We start from the raw sequence: 21,132 nt of genomic DNA, 5'->3' as shown, positions 1-21,132 counted from the left end.
ATTCGTCTAAAACCTGGATAATAAATAGAAATTTTTTTAATTCATCTTTTAAAAACTAAAAATAACTTTGTAAAACTTTAGCAATTAAAACTAATGAAACTGAAAAAATATCCAAGACTTTTAAGCAACAATGTTACTTAACTTTCAATTTTTAGTAAAAAAAACAAAACACTATAATCTATAAATTTTCTTTTTAATTAAGAAAAATAGTTCATATAAAAAAAATAACTATATTAAATTGATATTTTAATAATCAATAAATTATCAAAACTTTATTTTTAATTAAGTAAAACATATAAATATTGATTATATTTCTTATAATTAAAATAACAAAAATGTTGTTGATAAAACAGACTATTCACAATTTTAAAAAAAACTACACTGTAGTGTTTTTCTATATTAGCTAATTCCAACCCATGTACGAAAAAATATTATCTTAAATAATCTAAACGTCTTAGCCGATGTGTATTAACGCTGCATTAAAAGGTTAGTATACTTGAATAATTCTCTCTTTGTCTCTATTATAAAATAATATAGATTAAAACAATTAATATAATAAGCACAACTAGATAAATATTCTAATAAGTGCTATTATTTTTACGTTATAAAATCTACAGATGACTTAATAACAATTAAGATCACAATGCTAGATTTTTTTATATAAAGAGAAAATGATTTATTGTGATTTCAATAATTATATATTGACTACACTATAATCTTAATGTTTTTTACTTCTTTTTAATTTAGATTGGATTGTCTATCTTTAAACTTATATTGTTTGATATAACTAGATTTTTAATATTACGAAATCAAAATTCTTTTTTTTGATTTAAATTTTATTTCTTTTTTTTTGCTAAAAGATTGTTTTTAATTTTATATTTCTACTGCGCCAGTAAGATTATGGATTTGAAAAAAATAATAACATAATAGTTATATAATTTAACAATTTTAAAACCATTAAGATAGTGGTTTGTATAAAAAATATATCTAATTTATCATTTTTTTCAAATATTCTTTAATATCACATGTCATTTAATTTAAAAGATCAAATACTTAAACTATATTTTATATAAAAATTATTTTCAATACTTAGACATCTAAATATTTCTAGATTCATTTGAACGATTTTAATACTATACACATAACAAATGTAGTAATTGTTAAGTTTTTAAAGTAAATATAATTACTGCCAAGAAGGATTTTATGCAATTTCAATTAAAGAGTAATGATAAAAATCATAGGATATACTAAGAATATATGTTCTACGTTTCGATAAAAAAATATTTTCGCTTGGCATATTACCTACTAGATCATTTCAAGTAATTCGTCTTGCACTATCTTATACATATCGAAATTAAAGAGTTACAGTTGATGTTGAGAAAAAAAGATTTATCGCTCCCCTTGTTCATCAGGAATACTTCAATATAACCCTCTACTTTATGGAACTGCCCGTTTACATTTTTAATCATTGACAGGTTTGAGTAATGACTATTACAGGTACTGTCGCCTTGCTTGGTAATCCAAGCGCTGGTAAAACCACGATTTTTGATCAGTTAGCTGAAGAAAATCAAACAAGTTGGCAATTGGGCTGAAGTCACAGCAGAGAAAAAAAAGAAGGTTCCTTTAACACACCAACACAATACATAAAACTTATTGGTCTCCCAGGTATTTATTCCCTCACAAGACTATCAATTCAAATCTCACTTGATGAGCAACTTACTTGTCGCTATATACTTGAACAACATGCTAATCTACTTATTAGCGTAGTAGACGCAACAACCTTGGAACAAAAACTTTACCTGACTCTACGATTATTAGAACCAGATATTCCATACATTATTGCATTAAACGTGATAGATTTTGCTAGAAAAATGGAATTAAAAAAAATCAATATTAAAACACTTATGCGTCGCTTTGATTGCCCAGTAATTCTTATCGCATTTAATCGACCCGAAGGCCTTACAGCCTTAAAAAATCGAACTTGATACCCCCCATTGGCGCCTTCGCTTGTAATTAAATATCCAGATATTATCCACCACTCTATAGATTAATACAACCATTAATTCCTAAGCACTACATTCCACCACAGCGTCGTTGGTCAGCGCTATATATACTCGAGGGAGATATTTATAGCCGAGATTTATTAAAATTTTCCGGAAAACTACAACATTTAATTGAGAATATAAAGAAAGATATAGCGTTAATAATTTCTGATACTCGCCATACTTCTATCGTAGAACTCTCACGTACGGTAATAAATAATGCAGATTTACAACGACCTAACAATCTTCTAACAAAATAACTTGATACGCTCTTACTCAACCGTTGGCTTAGTATTCCCCTATTTTTTATAATTATGTATTTAACTTTCGTATTTTCCATGAACTTTGATGGAGCTTTTCAACCGATATTTAAGAATATATCTGCCTTGCTTTTTATTAATGGTATACAATGTTTAGCTACCAGCTAAATATACTGTCATTGGTTCCACGCTTATTAGCTCACAGAGCGGGGAATCAACACTATTATTCCACTCATTCCTCAGATTGGTGTTATGCATTTATCTTTACTATTTCTAAGAAAATTCCGGCTATGCAGCTCGTACTACTTTTATTATTAATCGCTTAACGCAATCTCTTGGGCTTCTGAGAAAATCATTGATTCGACTTATCATTGGTTTTGAATATAATGTACTATCAATTATTGGTTCTCGTATCCTTTTTTTTATCTCAACAAAGACCAATAACTATTATGATAGCTCCATTTATTGCGTACGACGCAAGGATTGCAGTTTTTTGATCTTTGCAGTAGCTTTTTTATGCAATATTCTGCAACATTCATATCCTCATTATATATTCTTAGTATTGTGGTAGAAATAATCACCGGATTAATTCTAAAACACCCGTTCATGCATGATGAATTTATTCATTGTATTATGAAGCTTCCATTGTATCAAAGACCTCGTATAAAAAAATTCTAATTCAAACTTACAGAAGACTTAAAAGTTTCGTACTTCAATCCAGCAAGTTTATTATACTTATGAGTATAGTAATTACCACATTAATCGGTTTTATTTTATACGGTAAAAAATAGATAAAATTAACGATTCAAAACTGCCATCAGTAAGTAAAATAGTAACTCCACTGCTTAAACAAATGGGTATTTATGAAAATAATTGGCAGACAACCACTAGTATTATTAGTGGTATGATAACAAAAGAAATGGTGGTAGGGACACTAAATACCTTATATGCAACTGAAAAATGGTTAAACTACCATCTAATTTTCGAAATTTCCAATCGCGTTTAAAGAGTGTTTTTAGTAATAATCAAATCTCATAGTCATCTGAATAATATATTCGGTGTTTACTCATTTAATAATGCGGTCGAAAACCGAATAGACAAACCTCAGATCTGTCTAGAAGACATAAGCGTAATGAAAGGTGAATTTGATTGCATTACTTCCGCTTACAGCTATTTAATCTTTGTTTTATTATATTTACCTTATATTTTTTTGTATTAGGAGCAATTAATAATGAAATCAATAGAATCTGAATGTTTATTTTTGTTTTTTTTTTGGAGCACTTATGTAACTTACTCACTTGCAATTCTATTTTATTAAATCGCTACTTTTATGCGACATCCGATAAACAATATGATATTAATATGTATTGTTATTATCATTAACAATTTTGGAATTGCTTCTCTTTATTAGTATGGAGACTTTTTCAAAAAAAAACTAAACATGATAGAATACACCCCTACTCTTACATCTACAGTGAAAAAAAGTTGTTAATAAAATAGTACGACCTTCAATCTAATGTTGTCTTTTGTAATAATTTTAATTATTAATTTATTATAAAAAAACTTATTTCAATATTATCTAAATAATTTTTTGTTAGTAAATTTTTATTTACTTTTTTATAAAATCAATAACCTTCTGTAAAAAAAAGTAAAACATCACAAATCTTCCAAATAACTCAATCTAATTTCTTTCTTTAAACACTATCCGTATTTTTATGAATTCTGATCTTTAAGGGCTCAATTATACTTAATAAGTTATTTTAACTGATATTATAAAACATCTTATCGAGAATAAAAAAACAAATATTTATTCTGAAAAAAAACGATCATGGAGAAAACTTGCTTTATGATATACGTTATTGTTTTTTTTAAGTCAATAAAAATAATTATAAATAAAAAAAATAAATTTTAATTTAATGCAAAAATTATCTTACTTTAACATCAATTAATACATTTAATCTAAAAAAAATATTTTAATATTATTGGTTACGTAGATTACATTTAAATATAAATATATTAATATAATTTATTTTTTTTATTAATTACTATATTAAATAGTAAAATTAACATTAATTATTCTGATTATTAAAAATACTATATATTCTTATCTCAGAATGAAAATAAAGATGATTGCTGTCACATTTTTTTTACAAAACTCTGCAAAAGAATATCTTGCTTGTTTGATAAGAAGATAAAAAGAAAATCAATTCTTATTAGTCCTTATTATTAAAATCAGCATACTCAATTTGAAATCGTTAAAAATTTTAGTTTTGTAACTTCAATATTTAAAGCGATAAGCATTATCTCTATAAGAAAAATAGCTCCACTTAAAAGTAAAAGATAATAAGTTCAGAAACTTATGATGAATCATTTAATTAAAAATTAACTTCTCATTCTATGAGAAAGAAACATAAAATGAATAAATTGAAATGTCGCTTTTAATGAATTTGATTAGTAGAGCGATTGCTTAATATCTTTGTTTAAAACAATATTTTTTTATCATAAATCACACATTATTTGATGATCTCTGATTTTTTTTCATTTTTTTTTTAAAAAAATGTAATTTTCTTTTTAAGATAGCACTCTAAATATTTTATATATGAAGTTAAAAGTGACATAACTGCATACTTTTTTCTAAATCAACAAAAAATTATATAATATTCTAATTGTTAATATTTCAATATCTTAAACATGGAACCATGTTGACACATTAAGATATATGATAGCACTAATAATGCTTTATTCTCTTAATTCAAAGCGATGTAATTTATAGTTATTAAATATTTTTATTAACTTTAATGAATGATTGTTATACTGATTCCATTAATTAAAGACATATTTTTTTATAATATTACTCCGCCAAAACTTTTAATTAAATCAGCAATAAAAGGTGTCAGTTCGCTAGTTATTAGCGTAAAATCAGAATAAAAATGAGAGTGAGAATCTTCATATTGAATAATATTATCGTATTCTTTTTCTTGATCAGATAATTTCAAGCGCTTGATTAAGCAATTCTTATCAATAAGAAATTGAATTCGATTTTTCCACTCTAACGCTAACCGTGTCACCATTTTTCCCGCTTTAATATGCACTATAATTTCACTGCTAGATAAATCTTGTTTTTTACATCGGCAAGTTCCACCTTCTGTAGCCAGCATTTTTAATTCTACTTCATCTTGAATAATAAAATTAGGAGCAGGCTCACCGGTACGCACCCATTGGGTTAAAATTATTTCAATCGGATTTTTCACCCTTAATGGTACTATTGGTAATGAGCCAATTGATTTTCTTAATATACTAAGACAATTTTCAGCTTTTTTAAAATTACTAACGTTAATAATAACCATATTATCAACAAGATTTATCCATAAAAAGGTTTCTGTAAAACGACTAAAAGCTCTAGGAATCAATTCATAAAAAATTTCCTCTCGCAAAATTTTCTCTTCATTTTTATATAATTTACGATTTTTATTACTTTTTAGCTTTCTATTTTTATCTTCAAGCGACTTTTTAATCACTGAAGGTGGAATAACTTTTTCTTCCGTGCGTAAACAAAGAAAAAGATGACCTGATGTCGCATGAATTAATGGTGAGTATGCATCTCCCATAGGGGAAATCCATCCAGATTTGGCTATATCCTGACCACTACAGGACGTAAATATAAAATCAGATAACTTTTTTTCGATTTCCGCAACAGACAATTCGATTCGCTTAGTTAATCGATAAATTACTATATTTTTAAACCATAACATAATAAGAAATTTCTATTCAAAATATCACAATAAGCATATTTTACACCAAAAAAACTATATCGTATAAATATATTATTTGCTGTGTTTTGAAACGCATTTAAATCTAAAATCTATCTTATTTTAAAGTTTTCAATAAAACTACTTATAATTACTTTCTACTATTATGTAATGTTTTTTAAACTAATCAGCATTTCAATTTTATCTTTGTCAAGTACTTAAATAGTAATATAGTTTCTTTAACTATTAATGTATATAACTATGATTTATAAAATAATGCTTTTTATTATATGAATCTATATTGTCCTCGTAATGTGTGAAGATAAAAAATTACTATTAACTACACTTTATAATAAATTTGCGTAGATTTAATAACTACACTTTTTAAGAAGTATTTACTTTTTTACTTCAAAAAAAACGAAATATTAGTTTCTATCAATATATTTTTTTTATCGTTATAAGCACCATTCTCTAGTGTTTTATTTATATAAAATCTATATTTGTACAACCCTTAATTATAGATAGTAGATTATAAATCTCATCAAAAATCTTATGTATAATTGAAAAAGTTTAAATAAAACTATATCTTGCTGGTTAAACTATAATGCATTTAATATAAACCAACCTTATGTAATAGTAATGAATTATATTGTATATAAAAACTAATTTTAAATTTTAAATTTAAATAATCTAATTTTTAAAAAAGAGGTAATCGCATAAATATAATTACCTAAAAATATCAAATTCTGAAACGAAATAACTTAAATAAAAAAACACATTTATTTATAATAAATGCATATATAAATTAATAACAATACAGTTTTTTTATAAAATATTTTATATCCTCAAAAAAAATACTAGTGCAGATAACACCAGCTATTAGCTTTTACATGCACAGTCTAATATGCTTGTTAATGTATTATCACAGTTAAGGACACAAAATAGTAGCATGCGGTTCAAGTTGCTTTTCTGGATAATCGACAATAAAATGTAATCCTCGGCTTTCTTTGCGCCGTAATGCACTTTTAACCACTAATTCAGCAACTTGAACTAGATTTCTAACTTCGAGAAAATCGTTAGATATCGAATAATTCGAATAATATTCGTTAATTTCAGTTTTGATAAGATTTATATAATTTAAAGCAAATTTCAACTGTTTACTGGATCGAATAATTCCTACATTTTCCCACATCAGCACTCTTAAATTATGCAATTTATATTGCAGTTGCATTACATCATAAGTAGTTAAAGAATTATTTTTATTCCAAGAGGGTAGTTTGGATACATGAATAATGTCTGGCAAGCGGTATTGAATATCTTGCGCAGCCGACCAAGCGCACACAACACACTCTAAAAGAGAATTTGATGCTAAACGGTTAGCACCATGTAAACCAGTATAACTAACTTCTCCTACAGCATACAGACCTTCTAAATCTGTACGCCCTTTTTGATCAACTACAACACCTCCACAAGTATAATGTGCGGCTGGAACGATAGGAATAGGCTGCTTAGTTAAATCAATGTCTAACTTTATTAAGTAATCATAAATAGTAGGAAAATTCTGACGAATAAACGTTTCTGATCGATGGCTAATATTTAGATACATACAATCAACGTTCAGACGCTTCATTTCATGATTAATAGCCCTAGAAACAATATCACGTGGCGCTAAATCAGCACGCATATCAAAATCTTCCATAAAACGACTACCATCTTGACGACACAGATAAGCTCCTTCACCTCGTAGCGCTTCAGTTAATAAGAAGTTTCTAGCTTTCGGATGGAAGAGGCAAGTGGGATGAAATTGATTAAACTCTAAATTAGCGACTCGACAACCAGCACGCCAAGCCATTGCAATCCCATCACCAGAAGCAATTGCGGGATTAGTACTGTATTGATACACCCTAGATGCACCACCGGTAGCAAGAACAACTACTTTTGCGCGACATAGCTCAACTTCTTTTTTTTCTAAATTCCAAAAATAAACACCTACAACCCGGCGTACACCGGACAACCCTAAGTGAAAAGATGTGATAATTTCTACAGCACGACAACATTCTATCACCCGAATCCGTGAATGTGCTTTCACTCGAACAACTAACGCTCTTTCTATGGTATCTCCTGTTGCATCTGAAGAATGCAAAATACGTCGACAGCTATGTCCACCCTCTTGAGCAAGTTTATAGCAGAAACCACCATTCATTAATTTTTTTGAATCAAACACAACCCCTTGGTTAATAAGCCATTCCAAACAATGTCGAGCATTACTAATAATAAATTCTACCGACTTAAAGTCGCAAATGCCAGCACCTGCTATAAGAGTATCACTAATATGGGAATCAACACTATCAGTGACGTCAAACACTGCTGCAACACCACCTTGAGCATACGTTGTAGAACTTTCATGCACTAAATCTTTAGTTAAAATAATAACATTATAAATTTTCCCCAAACGTAATGCTAAAGATAACCCTGAAGCACCGCTACCAATTATTAAAACATCTGTTGTATATTGAATTGATGATTGCATATCAGATAGTATCTAGTTGAAATGTTCAGTAACATGTCGGAAATAATATCACCAAATATAGATTTTCATAATGCATGTAACTCAAGTTCTCTTGACCTATTTATTATAAATTCTAATTAAATTTAAAGTAATGTATATACTTAATAAATATTTTATTTTTTTTGTGAGAAAAGTAATTCCACTTAATTTTATATTTTCATAACCCAAAATCATCACACTTTTACTTTTTATTCCTTTTAAATTATTCTGTTGTTTTAAAAAAAAATATTTATAGAATAATTCAAACACTATCGTCGTGTAAAATACGCAAGATATTATCCTGTAATAAGGTTTTTCAAAACCTTGTTTTAAACAATTATACTATTGTGAGAATTCATACTCAGCATAGTCTCCAAAAAAAAGTAAAGAGACATCGAAATCTGAAAATTTCATATTGTCTAAAAAAATCATTCAAACATATGCTAAACTATATATTTTTACTATAAAACCTACTAAAAATTGTTACCATATTTTATATACAAAATATGGTTTAGATTAACTTGGGTGTAATTATAAAATGATAAACATGTTTATTTAAAACAAACTTAAGGAAATACACATCATTATCACTAATTTAATAAATTCATTATTATTAACATCTATATTGTATGCTAGATACTTATATCGAACGTTATATTACTAATTTTATCACCTTCTTATACAGAACCATTTTTAAAAAAACGCAATAAATACAAACTTAAATTTATAAACGAAAATACAAAAACAAACACTCAAAAATACTTAATAAAATTAAGAACCATCTGGTCTAGATCAAAGAGGTAGTTTACACTAAAAAATCCTTAATTATTTTAGGAAAACAATATGTCAGAATTATTACTGGGTGTAAATATAGATCATGTTGGAACATTACGTAACATGCGAAACACAACTTGGCCTGATCCCATTCAAGCTGCTTTTATTGCTGAAGAGGCCGGAGCAGACGGAATCACAGTACATCTTCGAGAAGATCGCCGACACATTACTGATCGTGATATCCAACTTTTAAAAAAAACGCTCCATACTCGGATGAACTTAGAGATGGCTGTTACGAAAGAGATGATCTCTATCGCATGCGATGTAATCCCAGATTGTTGTTGTTTAGTTCCAGAAAAACGAGAAGAAATCACCACTGAAGGAGGGCTCGATATTCTTAATCGACAAGATGAGATACAAGAAGCCATTATGCATTTAAGAAATAATGGAATTAAAGTATCGCTATTTATCGATCCTGATCAGCAACAAATCATAGCTGCAGAAAAGGTAGGCGCATCTTGTATTGAGATTCATACTGGTACATTTGCTAATGCAAAAACCGAAATCTGCCGCGCTTCAGCACTTTTAAATATTCGTCAAAATATTGATTTCGCTGTACAATTAGGTTTACAAGTTAATGCCGGACACGGACTTCATTATTACAATGTAAAACCTATAGCTGCATTGATGAAATTACAAGAATTAAACATAGGACATGCTATTATTAGCCGAGCACTCATTAGCGGGCTAGGAAATGCAGTAAAAGAAATGAAACTTCTTATGCGTGAAGCGCGTAATTAATGACAATTTTCGGTATTGGTACCGACATTATAGAAATAAAACGTATTGCCGGAATCCTTTACCGAACCGGCGATCGACTCCCGCGGAGAATTTTAAGTCCAGATGAATGGCAGGAATATAAAAATCATAATCATCCAGAACGGTTTCTCTCTAAGCGTTTTGCAGTAAAAGAAGCAGCTTCTAAAGCCCTAGGAACAGGTTTTCGCAATGGAGTTGCTTTTTATCAGTTTGAAGTATATAAAGATGTATTGGGAAAACCATCATTACGCTTGTTTGATCAAGCGGCTATATTGTTTAATTGGTTACGTATCACTAGCACGCATATTACCTTGTCTGATGAAAAAAAATATGCTTACGCAACAGTAGTTTTTGAGCGATAAAAAATAATTATAGTATTTCAATTACTTAGAACAACTAAAAGTCTAATTTTATTAAAAATTTTAATCAAATTAATTTATTTAATTAAAATACCACAATCAACAGATTCTGAATAATGTTCAGTTAAAAATCCACTTATTATATTTAGAAGATCTTAAAGATAAAAACCTTCACCTAGGTAAACCTGTTTAACGTGCGCATCAAGCATAACATCAACTGGAGAACCATATGCAATAAGCTCTCCCCTATTAACAATACAGGCTCGATTGCATACATTTAGCGTTTCACGTACATTATGATCAGTAATTAAAATACCGATCCCGCGATCGCATAAATGTTTAATAATTTTTCTTATATCCATAACAGAAATAGGATCCACCCCAGCGAAAGGTTCATCCAACAATATAAATTTAGGGTTAGCAGCCAGCGCACGAGCAATCTCAACCCGACGTCTTTCGCCTCCGGATAAAGACAAACCAAGGTTATATCGCAAATGAGTAATCTGGAACTCTTCCATCAAATCATTTGCACGACTTTTGCGTTCCTTGCGGGATAATTCTCGACGAACTTGCAAAACAGCCATTAAATTCTCAAATACATTCAAGCGACGAAAAATTGAAGCTTCCTGAGGAAGGTAACCGATACCTCGTTGAGCACGCATATGCAGTGGAAAAAGACTAATATCATCTCTGTCGATAAGAACCCGACCATTATCACTAGGAATAATTCCTAAAACTATATAAAATATAGTTGTTTTTCCGGCTCCGTTAGGTCCCAACAAACCAACAATTTCACCAGAACTTAATTTAAGACTCACATTGTCTACTACAAGCCGTTTTTTGTAGGATTTAGATAAGTTTTCCACTATTAATGTAGCCATAGTTCCCATGTTTATTTATGATGCTGTATTTTACATTGCCCGACTTTTATTGTCCCGGAATTAACACACTAGTAACCTGTTTTCCTTTACTACCCACCGCTTTAATCTGTTTTTTATTAAGTAAACAAGTAATTTGGTCACCTTGAATATTACTAGATAAGTGTTCAAGATAAGCGTTTCCTATGAAAATTACTCTACACGTAGCACTCTCATAACGCACTTTTTGCGCACGACCGTGTAGAAGCTTACCATGATCTTGTAATTGATGAAAACTCACAGGATTACCATATCCTTCTATAATTATATTTCTTAGCTTATCATTGTAATGAGTAACCATCACCTTATCAGCATAAATATTCATAGACCCCTGTCTTATTATAACTTCTCCTCTCAGAGTTGCTGTATTAGCTAGCATATTTATCTCTTGTTTTTTAGAGTCGATATAAATAGGTTCCTGATTGTCGCTAGTTAATGCCTGGACTGGAGGACTAAATACAACAATAAATAAGATAAACAGGAGTAGTGTAGCACCTTCCTTATGAATTCTGGATTTCATAAGATGTGTGTACCTTCTCAATTAAAGTAGCAGTCTTATTGCGAAAATTAGCATACATTTGCATTCCAGTAGATTCAAACCCAGGACCATATAAAGTCACTTTATTACTAGAAAAAAAATCTTGAGTAACAAGATTAATCACTGCTTCATCCGTTAATATACGTTTAATCTGAAAATCATTTATCTTGCTATCTAATTGAACATTGCCACACAAATAAAGGATTCTATTTTTATCGAGATTACCTTTATCTGCTTTTATAATCCACGAGGATATTTGTTCCTCATTGAGGATTCTAATAAACAGTAACGTGAATAAAGTGTTTCTTTCTTTAAAAGAATAATCTATTTTATTAGCCACTATTTCATAATTAAGCAACCCATTTGAATTATAGATAGCTGTTTTTGTTTGTTGGCATTGATAAATCGGTTCATTTTTTTTTTCTGACGCCTGATTCACTGATATTTTAATTTTATCTAAATTTAAAGTAACGGTTACCAATAGAACTAATATTAGCAAAGCTGTTGTCCAATAAGCTTTTTTGCTCATGTCGACTTCTCTCTAATATCATCCCACTTTCCCTGCGCTAACAAAACCAAGTCACACACTTCTCGCACGGCACCTCGACCTCCAGTGAGACTTGTAATATAATGAGAACTTAATTTTAATAGTGGGTGAGCATTAGCTACTGCTATACTCAAACCTACTTGCTTCATAACAGGAATATCGATCAAGTCATCTCCTATATAAGCTACTTTTTCAGCTATCAACTCCAATTTTTCTAAAAGAATGCGAAATGCGAAGGTTTTATCTGATTGCCCCTGATAAAGATGTATATGACCTAAAGTAGAACAAAAATTTTCTAAAATCCTTCCAGAACGACCGCTAATAATAGCAACCTCAATATCTGACATCAAAAGACAGCGAATGCCATATCTATCCTTAACGTTAAATGCTTTTAATTCTTCACCCTCATTTCCTAAATAAATCGAACCATCAGACATAACACCGTCTACATCACAAATTAATAGGCGAATACCCTTAGCTCGTTCTAGCACTTTAGAGTCTACCGGGCCGTAGCATGTTTTAATCATGGACTTTTCTTGCATAATGTTCTTCCTAATTTTATCTCTTATAAAATGCTGTATATTCTCTATATCTATAAAATTATAAAATTAAGTTTGATATTTTTAAAAAAAATATTTAAATTCCGATAATCTGATAAAGTTTATTCTATAGATAAAAGTTGATAATAATTTTTCTTTAAAATCATCTTTATTACTTTTATAAAAATAATTTAACAATTACTGCTTATTAAATTAACTAAAAAAATACAGAACATTATAATTTATATATTTAATCTTTTAACTAAATTCACTGAGTGGTAGAATAAAAAAATCAAGATGAGAACAAAAAGCATCACAAGACGTAACTGGCAATTAAAACAACTCGGCATTACTCAATGGAATCTCCGAAATCCATTGATATTTCAGAAACCAACTGTCGTTGATTTCTTTAATCATAATACTCCTTTTCTATTAATATCTAATTCTTCCATACAAAAATATTATCCTTTTATATGCGATGTAGCGCGTAGTATGAACTTAAACCCTTCGCAATTATTTGAAGTAATACCAAATCAAGTAATACTATTTCCGAGCAAATTAAATTGCTATTGTTGGTGGATCGGGATTAAAGCCACTAAAAATTTTTTAGGAATATCTTTTCAGACTGACCCATTAGAAATGATTACACAAGACAGTAACGCAAAACGAGAATTATGGAAGGTAATAACTCGCCATAAACGACTCATTGCTAATATATCCGACTAATTTTTTTAATTTCGCTTTATTTTTTAGAAAAAACTATTGTTTAATAATTCATGGTTTTATATTTTTTTTTAAAAATTAATATTTATACTAACAATATATGATCTCTTTAAAAACCTTACTCAAAAAAAAAATAAAACAGTAACACTAAAAGACAAAAAAACACATAAAGATAGTCTTTAATAATTGATTTATGAAAAAGAGAGTTATTGATATATCCATATCAAATTCAAGGAACAACTATCTTTTCATTATTAAATTTATTGTCTATTTAAGATTCAAATCTCGATTCTCATTTCCAAGGCAATCTTATTGGTTGATTATTTATGACTGTTAAATCAATCCAGTTTATTTAATTTGTATAATTACCTTAAATTAATATAATTACTTATTTATATAGGTTTTAATGTAAAATATATTTAAGTTTGATTAATGATTAGGATTATTATAATGATTTATACATCCGTTAATCTGTAAATATATTTTTTTCGTACCTTCATTTTTTTTCAAAAAAATATCTTAACTAAATTTCATGTTAAGAAACAGATAATCTTGTTTATTTTTTTAAACCACAAAGATGCGGAGTTATTCAAGTCTATTAATTAATAATATAAATAAATTTTATCTATTTAAAGATGATTATAATCTTAGAGTTATCTTTGATGTTAAAATATAAAATAAATAAAGACTATAATATCAAAAATTTTATTTATTTTTAATATTAGCTAACTATAAATTATTTATTTAATTAGAACGATGTAATCGCATTATTATTTAATTTTATAAAAATAATATCTATTTCTTTTAATGAAATGCAGAATATATTTTCATCATTGAATAGATGTTTTTATTTCAAGATCTATATCTTATTTTATAAAAAAACAATATAGATACAATTAATTCATATTTTATTTTACCACACTAAAACACTAGATTTATGGATAACTTTTAAACACTTATAATACAAAACACAGATTCTGTACCTAATATTTAAATTTTTCGTCTATATATAAAGTAATCAAACTAATCAAATATTAAACTAACAATTTTTCTAAAACTTTTTAACAAAAATATAATTTTTATTATTTTGTTTTTTTTTGCGAAACGTAAGATCCCATTAATTATATTTATGTAATAAATATGATTAACTAATCACTTTTAATGTATAAAAAACATAATATAATTATAAACTAATATCGTGTTTTACTATAATATTAAAATCCCCTATTACCTTTAAATATATCACAATACTTTTAATAAAAAAAATTTAACTTACATTATTTAGTTAGAGGTTTGACGGGAATCATAATATTTGTATATATCGTGTTCTCAATAATGATTTGATTTTCAAGTTATATTGAACTGCAAAGAATTGGGATAGGTGATAGAGATCATATTAATAAATATCATTTATAGAATAAAAAACTATAGTGATAATAAAATATGAAAATATTTACGCTATAAAGTAAAAAAATAATCTCTATATAAAAAAACAATGATTTTCTTTCATGTCAAACAGTTATTTCATCTATTGAAAATATATCCATAAGTTATTAATTAAGCGCTATATAATTTTATATAACCTAAATAATATAAGAAAAATAAATTTTGACTATGACCATTATTCGCTTAGCAATAGTACGAAAAAAGTACCGTCTTGACGGCGGCGCAGAACGCTTTATCTCCAACACCTTAGCAGCACTTAAAAATAGCGACATAGAAATACATCTTATTACGCAGCAGTGGGAAAAAACAAAATCTATACCCCACCGGCATGTACATATCTGTGCTACAAATGGATATCACCGGATAACACGTGAAAAAAAATTTTCTAACGAAGCTAAAAAATACTGGACACAACATGATTTTAACTTGGTACAAAGCCATGAACGTATTACTGGTTGCGATATTTTTCGAGCGGGTGATGGAGTTCATAAAATATGGCTAAAACATCGTTCACGCGTTGTCCCTTTTTACAAAAAGAAATTAACTGACATCAGTCCTTATCACCAGTATATACTGTCCGAAGAAAGTAAAATGTTTCGCTCTCCAAAACTAAAAAAAATCATATGTAACTCAATTATGGTAAAAAATGATATTATGCGATGCTATGGGTTAGAAGAGAACAAATTCGCCTTAATATATAATTGTGTTGATCAAACAATATTTATACCTCCAACTAAAAAAAAACGCCGAGAACTTCGTCAAGCCCTAAAAATTCCAGAACAAGCGTTCGCGTTAATTTTTGTTGGTTCCGGTTTTTTACGAAAGGGACTCCGACAAGTGATTGAAGCGATATCGGGAACCAATCACTACTTAATCGTTGTTGGATATGACAAACATCATATCCGTTATAAACGATTAGCACAAAGTTTAGGCCATCTATCCCGAATACGTTTTATTGGAATTTATCACGATATACTACCCTATTACCAAGCTGCCGATGCTCTAATCTTACCCTCCTTATACGATCCGTTTCCTAACGTAATTCTTGAAGCAATGTCATGCGGATTGCCAATTATCACTAGCAAAAGTTGTGGAGGTGCAGAATTAATCGAACAAGGGCGGGAAGGATTTGTATGCGATGCTTTAGATGTTGCAAGTCTTAAAATGTTTGTTTCTGAAATAAGTTCTAAAAATCAAGATTCTACTATGGGCGATGCTGCACGTAAACGTGTAAGTTACTACACACCTTTTCTTCTATCTCATCAACTTAAAACTTTATATAAAGATCTATTATTATAAATCTATTTTTTAACTATATAATTATTAATAAGTTTTAATTATTGACACTAAACAACAAAGTTGTTTTTTAAAAGCAAATAAGAATAAAACCGATTTTAAGTATGTTTTTATAAAATATGCAACTATTTAATATCCGTTTAACTGAATCATTTGTTTTCTATGCCGTGGAGTAAGTTTTATACATAAAAAACCTTAAATGTACTATATTCTATATGATATACTACATGTAGTATAAAATACTTTATAAAACTAATATTTTAAATAACAAAATAATTTTGTAAAATATAATTTTTAGATTAAAAAATCGATAAACAAAACTCTGTAATCCTTATATTTTCTAAAATAAATATCTCAAAACAATCCCAACAAAATCGTTTATTATTTCTATATTCTTCACAAGAAACTATAATTAATTACCCAGGATTCCTACTTGGAGTTTATAAGATTTTATTAACTAATTTATTGTTAATAAAATTTTTAAAAAAAAAGAATTTTTCATTACTTTCTAATGAAATATCTAAAAAAAATATTTTAAACCAACATAAAACTCACACTGCATCAAAGCTGATTGAAAACTATCATTAACAAACAAATAAACAATGTTTGAATAGAAAAAAAACAAATAATATTATAGTAAATATCTTCCGGTTAGTAAAACTACATCACTAAATATTTAATCTAGTTGACTATATGTCATGAGATGACATAATCTCTAAACTAGATCTTTTCAACTATTTTTTTTTAATTATTTTATCTCCAATTAACATAATGAATCTAAACAAATCAAATTTTATTAAATAAAGAAAGATTATTAACATATAATCAAAAAAATAATAAAATTTAAAATATATTTATCTGCTATGTGATAGTAATAAAAATTACATCTATTTAAACGTTCTTTATTGCACGGAAACAAAAAAAAATTATTATGTCAATATTAAAAATCTATCCCACCTCTCAAAGAGACTATATCAGAGAGGATAAAAATTTATAAAAAATACTTTAGTTTAAATCATTTGTTAGATTATACACCTATCCTTCAAAAAAATATATCATTCTAAATAAAACTGGAAGTGATCTGATAAAAAACCAACTTAGCTCAATTAAACAAATAATTAAATTTAAAAAATTATAATGTTATACAATATTTTTATATTGCTAATTCAACCCCTGGTGTGGATCCGATTATTGTGGCGCAGCAAAAAGGTGCCCGCTTACCGACAGCGCTGGAAGGAACGGTATGGCTTTTGCCGAGGAAAAATAAAACCTGGCGGAATTATGATTCATTCCGTATCAGTTGGCGAAACACTTGCGGCAATTCCTTTAATTAAAGCATTAGTAAAACTCTATCCATCATTACCTCTTATCGTTACAACAATGACCCCTACTGGATCGGATCAAGTAAAATCAGTATTTGAAAAAAATATCTACCATGTCTACTTACCCTATGATCTCCCTATTATAATGAGTCGTTTTTTACGGAAAGTAAACCCAAAGCTGGTAATCCTCATGGAGACTGAGCTTTGGCCTAATCTAATTAAAAAAACTTACCAACGCGGTATTCCACTAGTTGTAGCCAATGCACGCTTATCTACTCGTACTAGTTTAATTTATAAAAAATTTAACTTTTTTATTAGTCAAATTCTGAGTTGTATTACACTTATCGCAGCGCAAAGTAAAGAAGATGCTGCCAGGTTCTTAGAACTTGGGTTAAAGAAAAATCAATTAGCTATTACTGGTAACCTAAAATTTGAAATCTCCATTACTCCAGAATTAGCACTTCAAGCCATTACTCTTCGTCGCCAATGGGCACCTCATCGACCAATATGGATAGCTGCCAGTACACATAAGGGAGAAGAACTCCTTTTATTAAAAGTACATCGCAAACTTTTATCTAGATTTTCTAATCTCTTGTTAATCCTTGTTCCTCGGCATCCAGAGCGATTTTTAGAAGTATCCAAAATCACAATGAAAGCCGGATTTAATTATATTATGCGTAGCAGCAACAAAATTCCAACTTCTAAAACACAGGTAGTTATTGGTGATACTATGGGCGAGTTAATGCTACTATATGGTATCGTCGATTTAGCGTTTATCGGTGGCAGCCTAGTCAATCACGGAGGACATAACCCTTTAGAAGCGGCAGCTAATGCCATCCCTATATTAATGGGACCAAATATTTTAAATTTTGTTGATATTTGCAAAAAATTAGAAAAATCTAATGGATTGATTCCTGTAATAAATGCAACAACATTAGTCAGTTCAATTTCTGCTCTCTTAATTGATAAAAAACACCGTCTATACTCAGGATCTCAAGCACTTAAAGTTCTTCAGCAAAATCAAGGCGCTCTTCAACGATTATTAATTTTATTAAAGCCTTACCTTTCATAACGAGCTAACAAATGTTTCATAAAAATCTCCTATCCGTTATAATCATTACGAAAAATGAAGCTGAACTTCTACCAGCTTGTTTATTGTCAGTAAATTGGGTAGACGAGATCATAGTATTAGATAATGGAAGCACTGATCAAACTCGTAATATTGCTATAAAGGCAGGCGCACGTGTATTTCATACTGATGAATGGATAGGTTTTGGTGTACAACGTCAACTAGCACAAACATATGCTAGCAGCGATTATATTCTGATGCTAGACGCTGATGAGCGTGTTACCCCATCTTTACGAGAAGCTATTCAAAACGTCCTGAAAAATCCTAAATCCAATACAGTTTATAGCTGTACACGACGTAATCTTTTTCTTGATCGTTTCATGCGATACGGAAGTTGGTATCCAGATCGCGTAGTGCGACTCTATGAACGTGAACATTATGGTTATAATGCACTTCCTGTTCATGAATCCCTAACGATAGGACATGCTGATGTTGTTTCTTTGGGAGGAGATTTAGAACATCTAACCTGCCGAGATTTAATAACTTTTCAACGCAAACAATTATGGTATGCAGAAATATGGGCGAAATCAAGTTTTAAAAAAACCAACAAATATGGAATTATAAAAATCATTATTCATACTATTAGTTCTTTTCTAAGAAGTTGGTTACTGCGAGCAGGTTTCCTGGACGGAAAACATGGGTGGATACTCGCTATGATAAACGCGCAATATACTTTTAATAAATATACTACACTCTGGGCTTTAAATAAACAAAATAAACTATAAAACCACCATTTATTGATATCTTTAATAAATGAAAGAAATAATTATTTTACTGATTAATTAAGCATTGCTTTCTTTAAATTTCTTATAGATTTTATCTACACAATAAAATTCGCATCATTCATAATATGCTTATTAGGCAATATCACCTTATAAAGATTGATCATTCCAAATAGAGCATATACATACTCTTGTCTCATAAATTTATTGTAGATATATATCTATTTCAATAAAATTATTAACATAGATGCATTTTTTTATTCTTACAATAATACGTAAACAATTAAGTGAACTGAACGTTTTAATCTAATATTTCCATTTTATTGCACATCATTATTAAACATAATATAAATAATTTAATAACATATTGATGTTTGTTCAACAAATAGCAATATTATTAAAATACTTAATTTTTATTAAAAAAATATTTTATACTACTTTAAAACGATTTCCACTCATCAATATATAAAAAAAATTATAATAATATATACTACATTCAATAAATAAAATCAATATAAAAACCTTTTTTAAAATTAAAAATTTAATTTTTTTTGATTAATAATTCAAAAAAAACTGACGTATCTTTTTCTATTATATATGCAAGCTTCCTATAGATCAAAATTATCTTTATTTTTAAATGCAGATACTTGTATAGATTTGTTGCTAAATTAGAGATTTTTTTAAAAGATAGTCTTTACGGTATTCACATTTCATTGAAGTAAAAACAATGCTATTAGTGTTATTAAGAATAACTAAGAATAAAAATCTATTCTTTTAAAAATATTTAAAAAATTATTACACTAAAAATATAATTGAATTATTGCTCTTTAAAAGTCGAATAGTTATTTTAAAATACTATTAACAAAAGAAATTTAATCATGTATAAATTTTTTATCTTTTTGGAGATTTTCTAAATGATATAAAACGACTCATAATTAAAGATTTTTTCTACTTTATGTATAACACTACTAAGAACAACTTATCGAAATAACATAGAAGTGTTGTCTGTTAATTATAAACGCGCATGTTTTTTTATTTTAGATATATTCCAATTTAAATACGCAAATAAGAATTAATCGTTTCAGCGAAAACGCAATAAACAAAAATCCAAAAAAGTCTACCATCTAAGTTGGATTTTTTATCCATCATTAATCGTCATTAATATCGTAAACATTAAGCAAATACTACAATATTATCGCTAATGAAATAGAAGATTTCCACTCTGCTAGTTTCCTGCACTTCTAAAAAAACACTACGTTATTAATATATTAAACATAGTATAAAATAGATATAATAACATGATCGATAAAAAAATCAAGAAGAGTGAATCTGCACCCACCAGGGAAACTGAAAATGACAATTCTTATTATCGACATTAAAAAGAATGCCCTTTGTTAGTCGG

At 28.3% G+C, this 21,132-nt stretch carries 18 protein-coding genes; 12 read left to right on the top strand and 6 right to left on the bottom strand.

Annotation, left to right across the window (positions count from 1 at the left end):
* The first annotated feature begins 1,484 nt into the window (after positions 1-1,484).
* The 6 genes from A35E_RS03305 to A35E_RS03115 all read left to right on the top strand — a co-directional run bounded on the left by A35E_RS03305 (position 1,485) and on the right by A35E_RS03115 (position 3,308).
* Positions 1,485-1,592 (top strand): FeoB small GTPase domain-containing protein, encoded by a 108-nt coding sequence (locus tag A35E_RS03305; RefSeq protein WP_014888814.1) that lies wholly within the window; start codon positions 1,485-1,487, stop codon positions 1,590-1,592.
* A gap of 51 nt (positions 1,593-1,643) precedes the next feature.
* Positions 1,644-1,985, top strand: a complete 342-nt coding sequence (locus A35E_RS03125) for a FeoB small GTPase domain-containing protein (protein WP_083835076.1) — start codon at positions 1,644-1,646, stop codon at positions 1,983-1,985.
* A gap of 32 nt (positions 1,986-2,017) precedes the next feature.
* The gene (locus A35E_RS03320) at positions 2,018-2,302 is read left to right on the top strand and encodes a hypothetical protein (protein ID WP_160142542.1); all 285 of its coding nucleotides are present in this window, start codon (positions 2,018-2,020) and stop codon (positions 2,300-2,302) included.
* Between the two features lie 149 nt (positions 2,303-2,451).
* Entirely contained in the window at positions 2,452-2,628 is a 177-nt protein-coding gene (locus A35E_RS03185) for a hypothetical protein (protein ID WP_160142532.1), read from the top strand.
* A gap of 190 nt (positions 2,629-2,818) precedes the next feature.
* Positions 2,819-2,980 (top strand): hypothetical protein, encoded by a 162-nt coding sequence (locus tag A35E_RS03315; protein WP_083835075.1) that lies wholly within the window; start codon positions 2,819-2,821, stop codon positions 2,978-2,980.
* 175 nt (positions 2,981-3,155) lie between these two features.
* Positions 3,156-3,308 (top strand): nucleoside recognition domain-containing protein, encoded by a 153-nt coding sequence (locus A35E_RS03115; protein WP_230197096.1) that lies wholly within the window; start codon positions 3,156-3,158, stop codon positions 3,306-3,308.
* A gap of 1,837 nt (positions 3,309-5,145) precedes the next feature.
* Here the strand turns inward: A35E_RS03115 and rdgC are convergent.
* Both rdgC and nadB read right to left on the bottom strand, forming a co-directional pair.
* The gene (rdgC, locus tag A35E_RS00990; RefSeq protein WP_014888813.1) at positions 5,146-6,054 is read right to left on the bottom strand and encodes a recombination-associated protein RdgC; all 909 of its coding nucleotides are present in this window, start codon (positions 6,052-6,054) and stop codon (positions 5,146-5,148) included.
* A gap of 925 nt (positions 6,055-6,979) precedes the next feature.
* Positions 6,980-8,581 carry an L-aspartate oxidase gene (gene nadB / locus A35E_RS00985; RefSeq protein WP_014888812.1) on the bottom strand — a complete coding sequence of 534 codons (1,602 nt, stop codon included), beginning with the start codon at positions 8,579-8,581 and terminating at the stop codon, positions 6,980-6,982.
* Between the two features lie 861 nt (positions 8,582-9,442).
* On the opposite strand from nadB, the gene pdxJ reads away from it, so the two are divergent.
* Both pdxJ and acpS read left to right on the top strand, forming a co-directional pair.
* Positions 9,443-10,174, top strand: coding sequence for a pyridoxine 5'-phosphate synthase (gene pdxJ / locus A35E_RS00975; RefSeq protein ID WP_014888811.1), 732 nt, complete (start codon positions 9,443-9,445; stop codon positions 10,172-10,174).
* The gene (gene acpS, locus A35E_RS00970; RefSeq protein ID WP_014888810.1) at positions 10,174-10,554 is read left to right on the top strand and encodes a holo-ACP synthase; all 381 of its coding nucleotides are present in this window, start codon (positions 10,174-10,176) and stop codon (positions 10,552-10,554) included. The genes pdxJ and acpS overlap by 1 nt, the downstream gene beginning before the upstream one ends.
* Before the next feature lie 152 nt (positions 10,555-10,706).
* Here acpS and lptB read toward each other — a convergent pair whose 3' ends face one another.
* Genes lptB through kdsC form a run of 4 tightly spaced genes read right to left on the bottom strand, consistent with a single transcriptional unit; the run spans position 10,707 to position 13,095 of the window.
* Positions 10,707-11,432, bottom strand: a complete 726-nt coding sequence (lptB, locus tag A35E_RS00965; protein ID WP_044105090.1) for an LPS export ABC transporter ATP-binding protein — start codon at positions 11,430-11,432, stop codon at positions 10,707-10,709.
* Between the two features lie 46 nt (positions 11,433-11,478).
* Positions 11,479-11,988, bottom strand: coding sequence for a lipopolysaccharide transport periplasmic protein LptA (gene lptA / locus A35E_RS00960; RefSeq protein ID WP_014888808.1), 510 nt, complete (start codon positions 11,986-11,988; stop codon positions 11,479-11,481).
* A complete protein-coding gene (gene lptC / locus A35E_RS00955; RefSeq protein ID WP_014888807.1) occupies positions 11,969-12,535 on the bottom strand; it encodes an LPS export ABC transporter periplasmic protein LptC in 567 nt (188 codons plus the stop codon). The genes lptA and lptC overlap by 20 nt, the downstream gene beginning before the upstream one ends.
* Positions 12,532-13,095 (bottom strand): 3-deoxy-manno-octulosonate-8-phosphatase KdsC, encoded by a 564-nt coding sequence (gene kdsC, locus A35E_RS00950; RefSeq protein ID WP_014888806.1) that lies wholly within the window; start codon positions 13,093-13,095, stop codon positions 12,532-12,534. The genes lptC and kdsC overlap by 4 nt, the downstream gene beginning before the upstream one ends.
* Before the next feature lie 294 nt (positions 13,096-13,389).
* On the opposite strand from kdsC, the gene A35E_RS00945 reads away from it, so the two are divergent.
* The 4 genes from A35E_RS00945 to A35E_RS00930 all read left to right on the top strand — a co-directional run bounded on the left by A35E_RS00945 (position 13,390) and on the right by A35E_RS00930 (position 19,733).
* Positions 13,390-13,818: a DNA polymerase III subunit psi gene (locus tag A35E_RS00945; protein ID WP_014888805.1), complete on the top strand. Its 429-nt coding sequence runs from the start codon at positions 13,390-13,392 to the stop codon at positions 13,816-13,818.
* 1,611 nt (positions 13,819-15,429) lie between these two features.
* Positions 15,430-16,560, top strand: a complete 1,131-nt coding sequence (locus A35E_RS00940; RefSeq protein WP_014888804.1) for a glycosyltransferase family 4 protein — start codon at positions 15,430-15,432, stop codon at positions 16,558-16,560.
* Positions 16,561-17,688: 1,128 nt separating this feature from the next.
* Complete coding sequence (gene waaA, locus A35E_RS00935) at positions 17,689-18,951, top strand: lipid IV(A) 3-deoxy-D-manno-octulosonic acid transferase (protein WP_195909744.1); 1,263 nt, start codon at positions 17,689-17,691, stop codon at positions 18,949-18,951.
* An 11-nt stretch (positions 18,952-18,962) separates the two neighbouring features.
* Positions 18,963-19,733 (top strand): glycosyltransferase family 2 protein, encoded by a 771-nt coding sequence (locus tag A35E_RS00930; protein WP_014888802.1) that lies wholly within the window; start codon positions 18,963-18,965, stop codon positions 19,731-19,733.
* Positions 19,734-21,132 lie beyond the last annotated feature (1,399 nt).

Source organism: secondary endosymbiont of Heteropsylla cubana (genome assembly GCF_000287355.1).
In the GTDB taxonomy this organism is placed as follows: Bacteria; Pseudomonadota; Gammaproteobacteria; order Enterobacterales; family Enterobacteriaceae.
The sequence above is the reverse complement of the archived record's forward strand: the minus strand, read 5'-3'. Positions and strand labels throughout refer to the sequence as shown.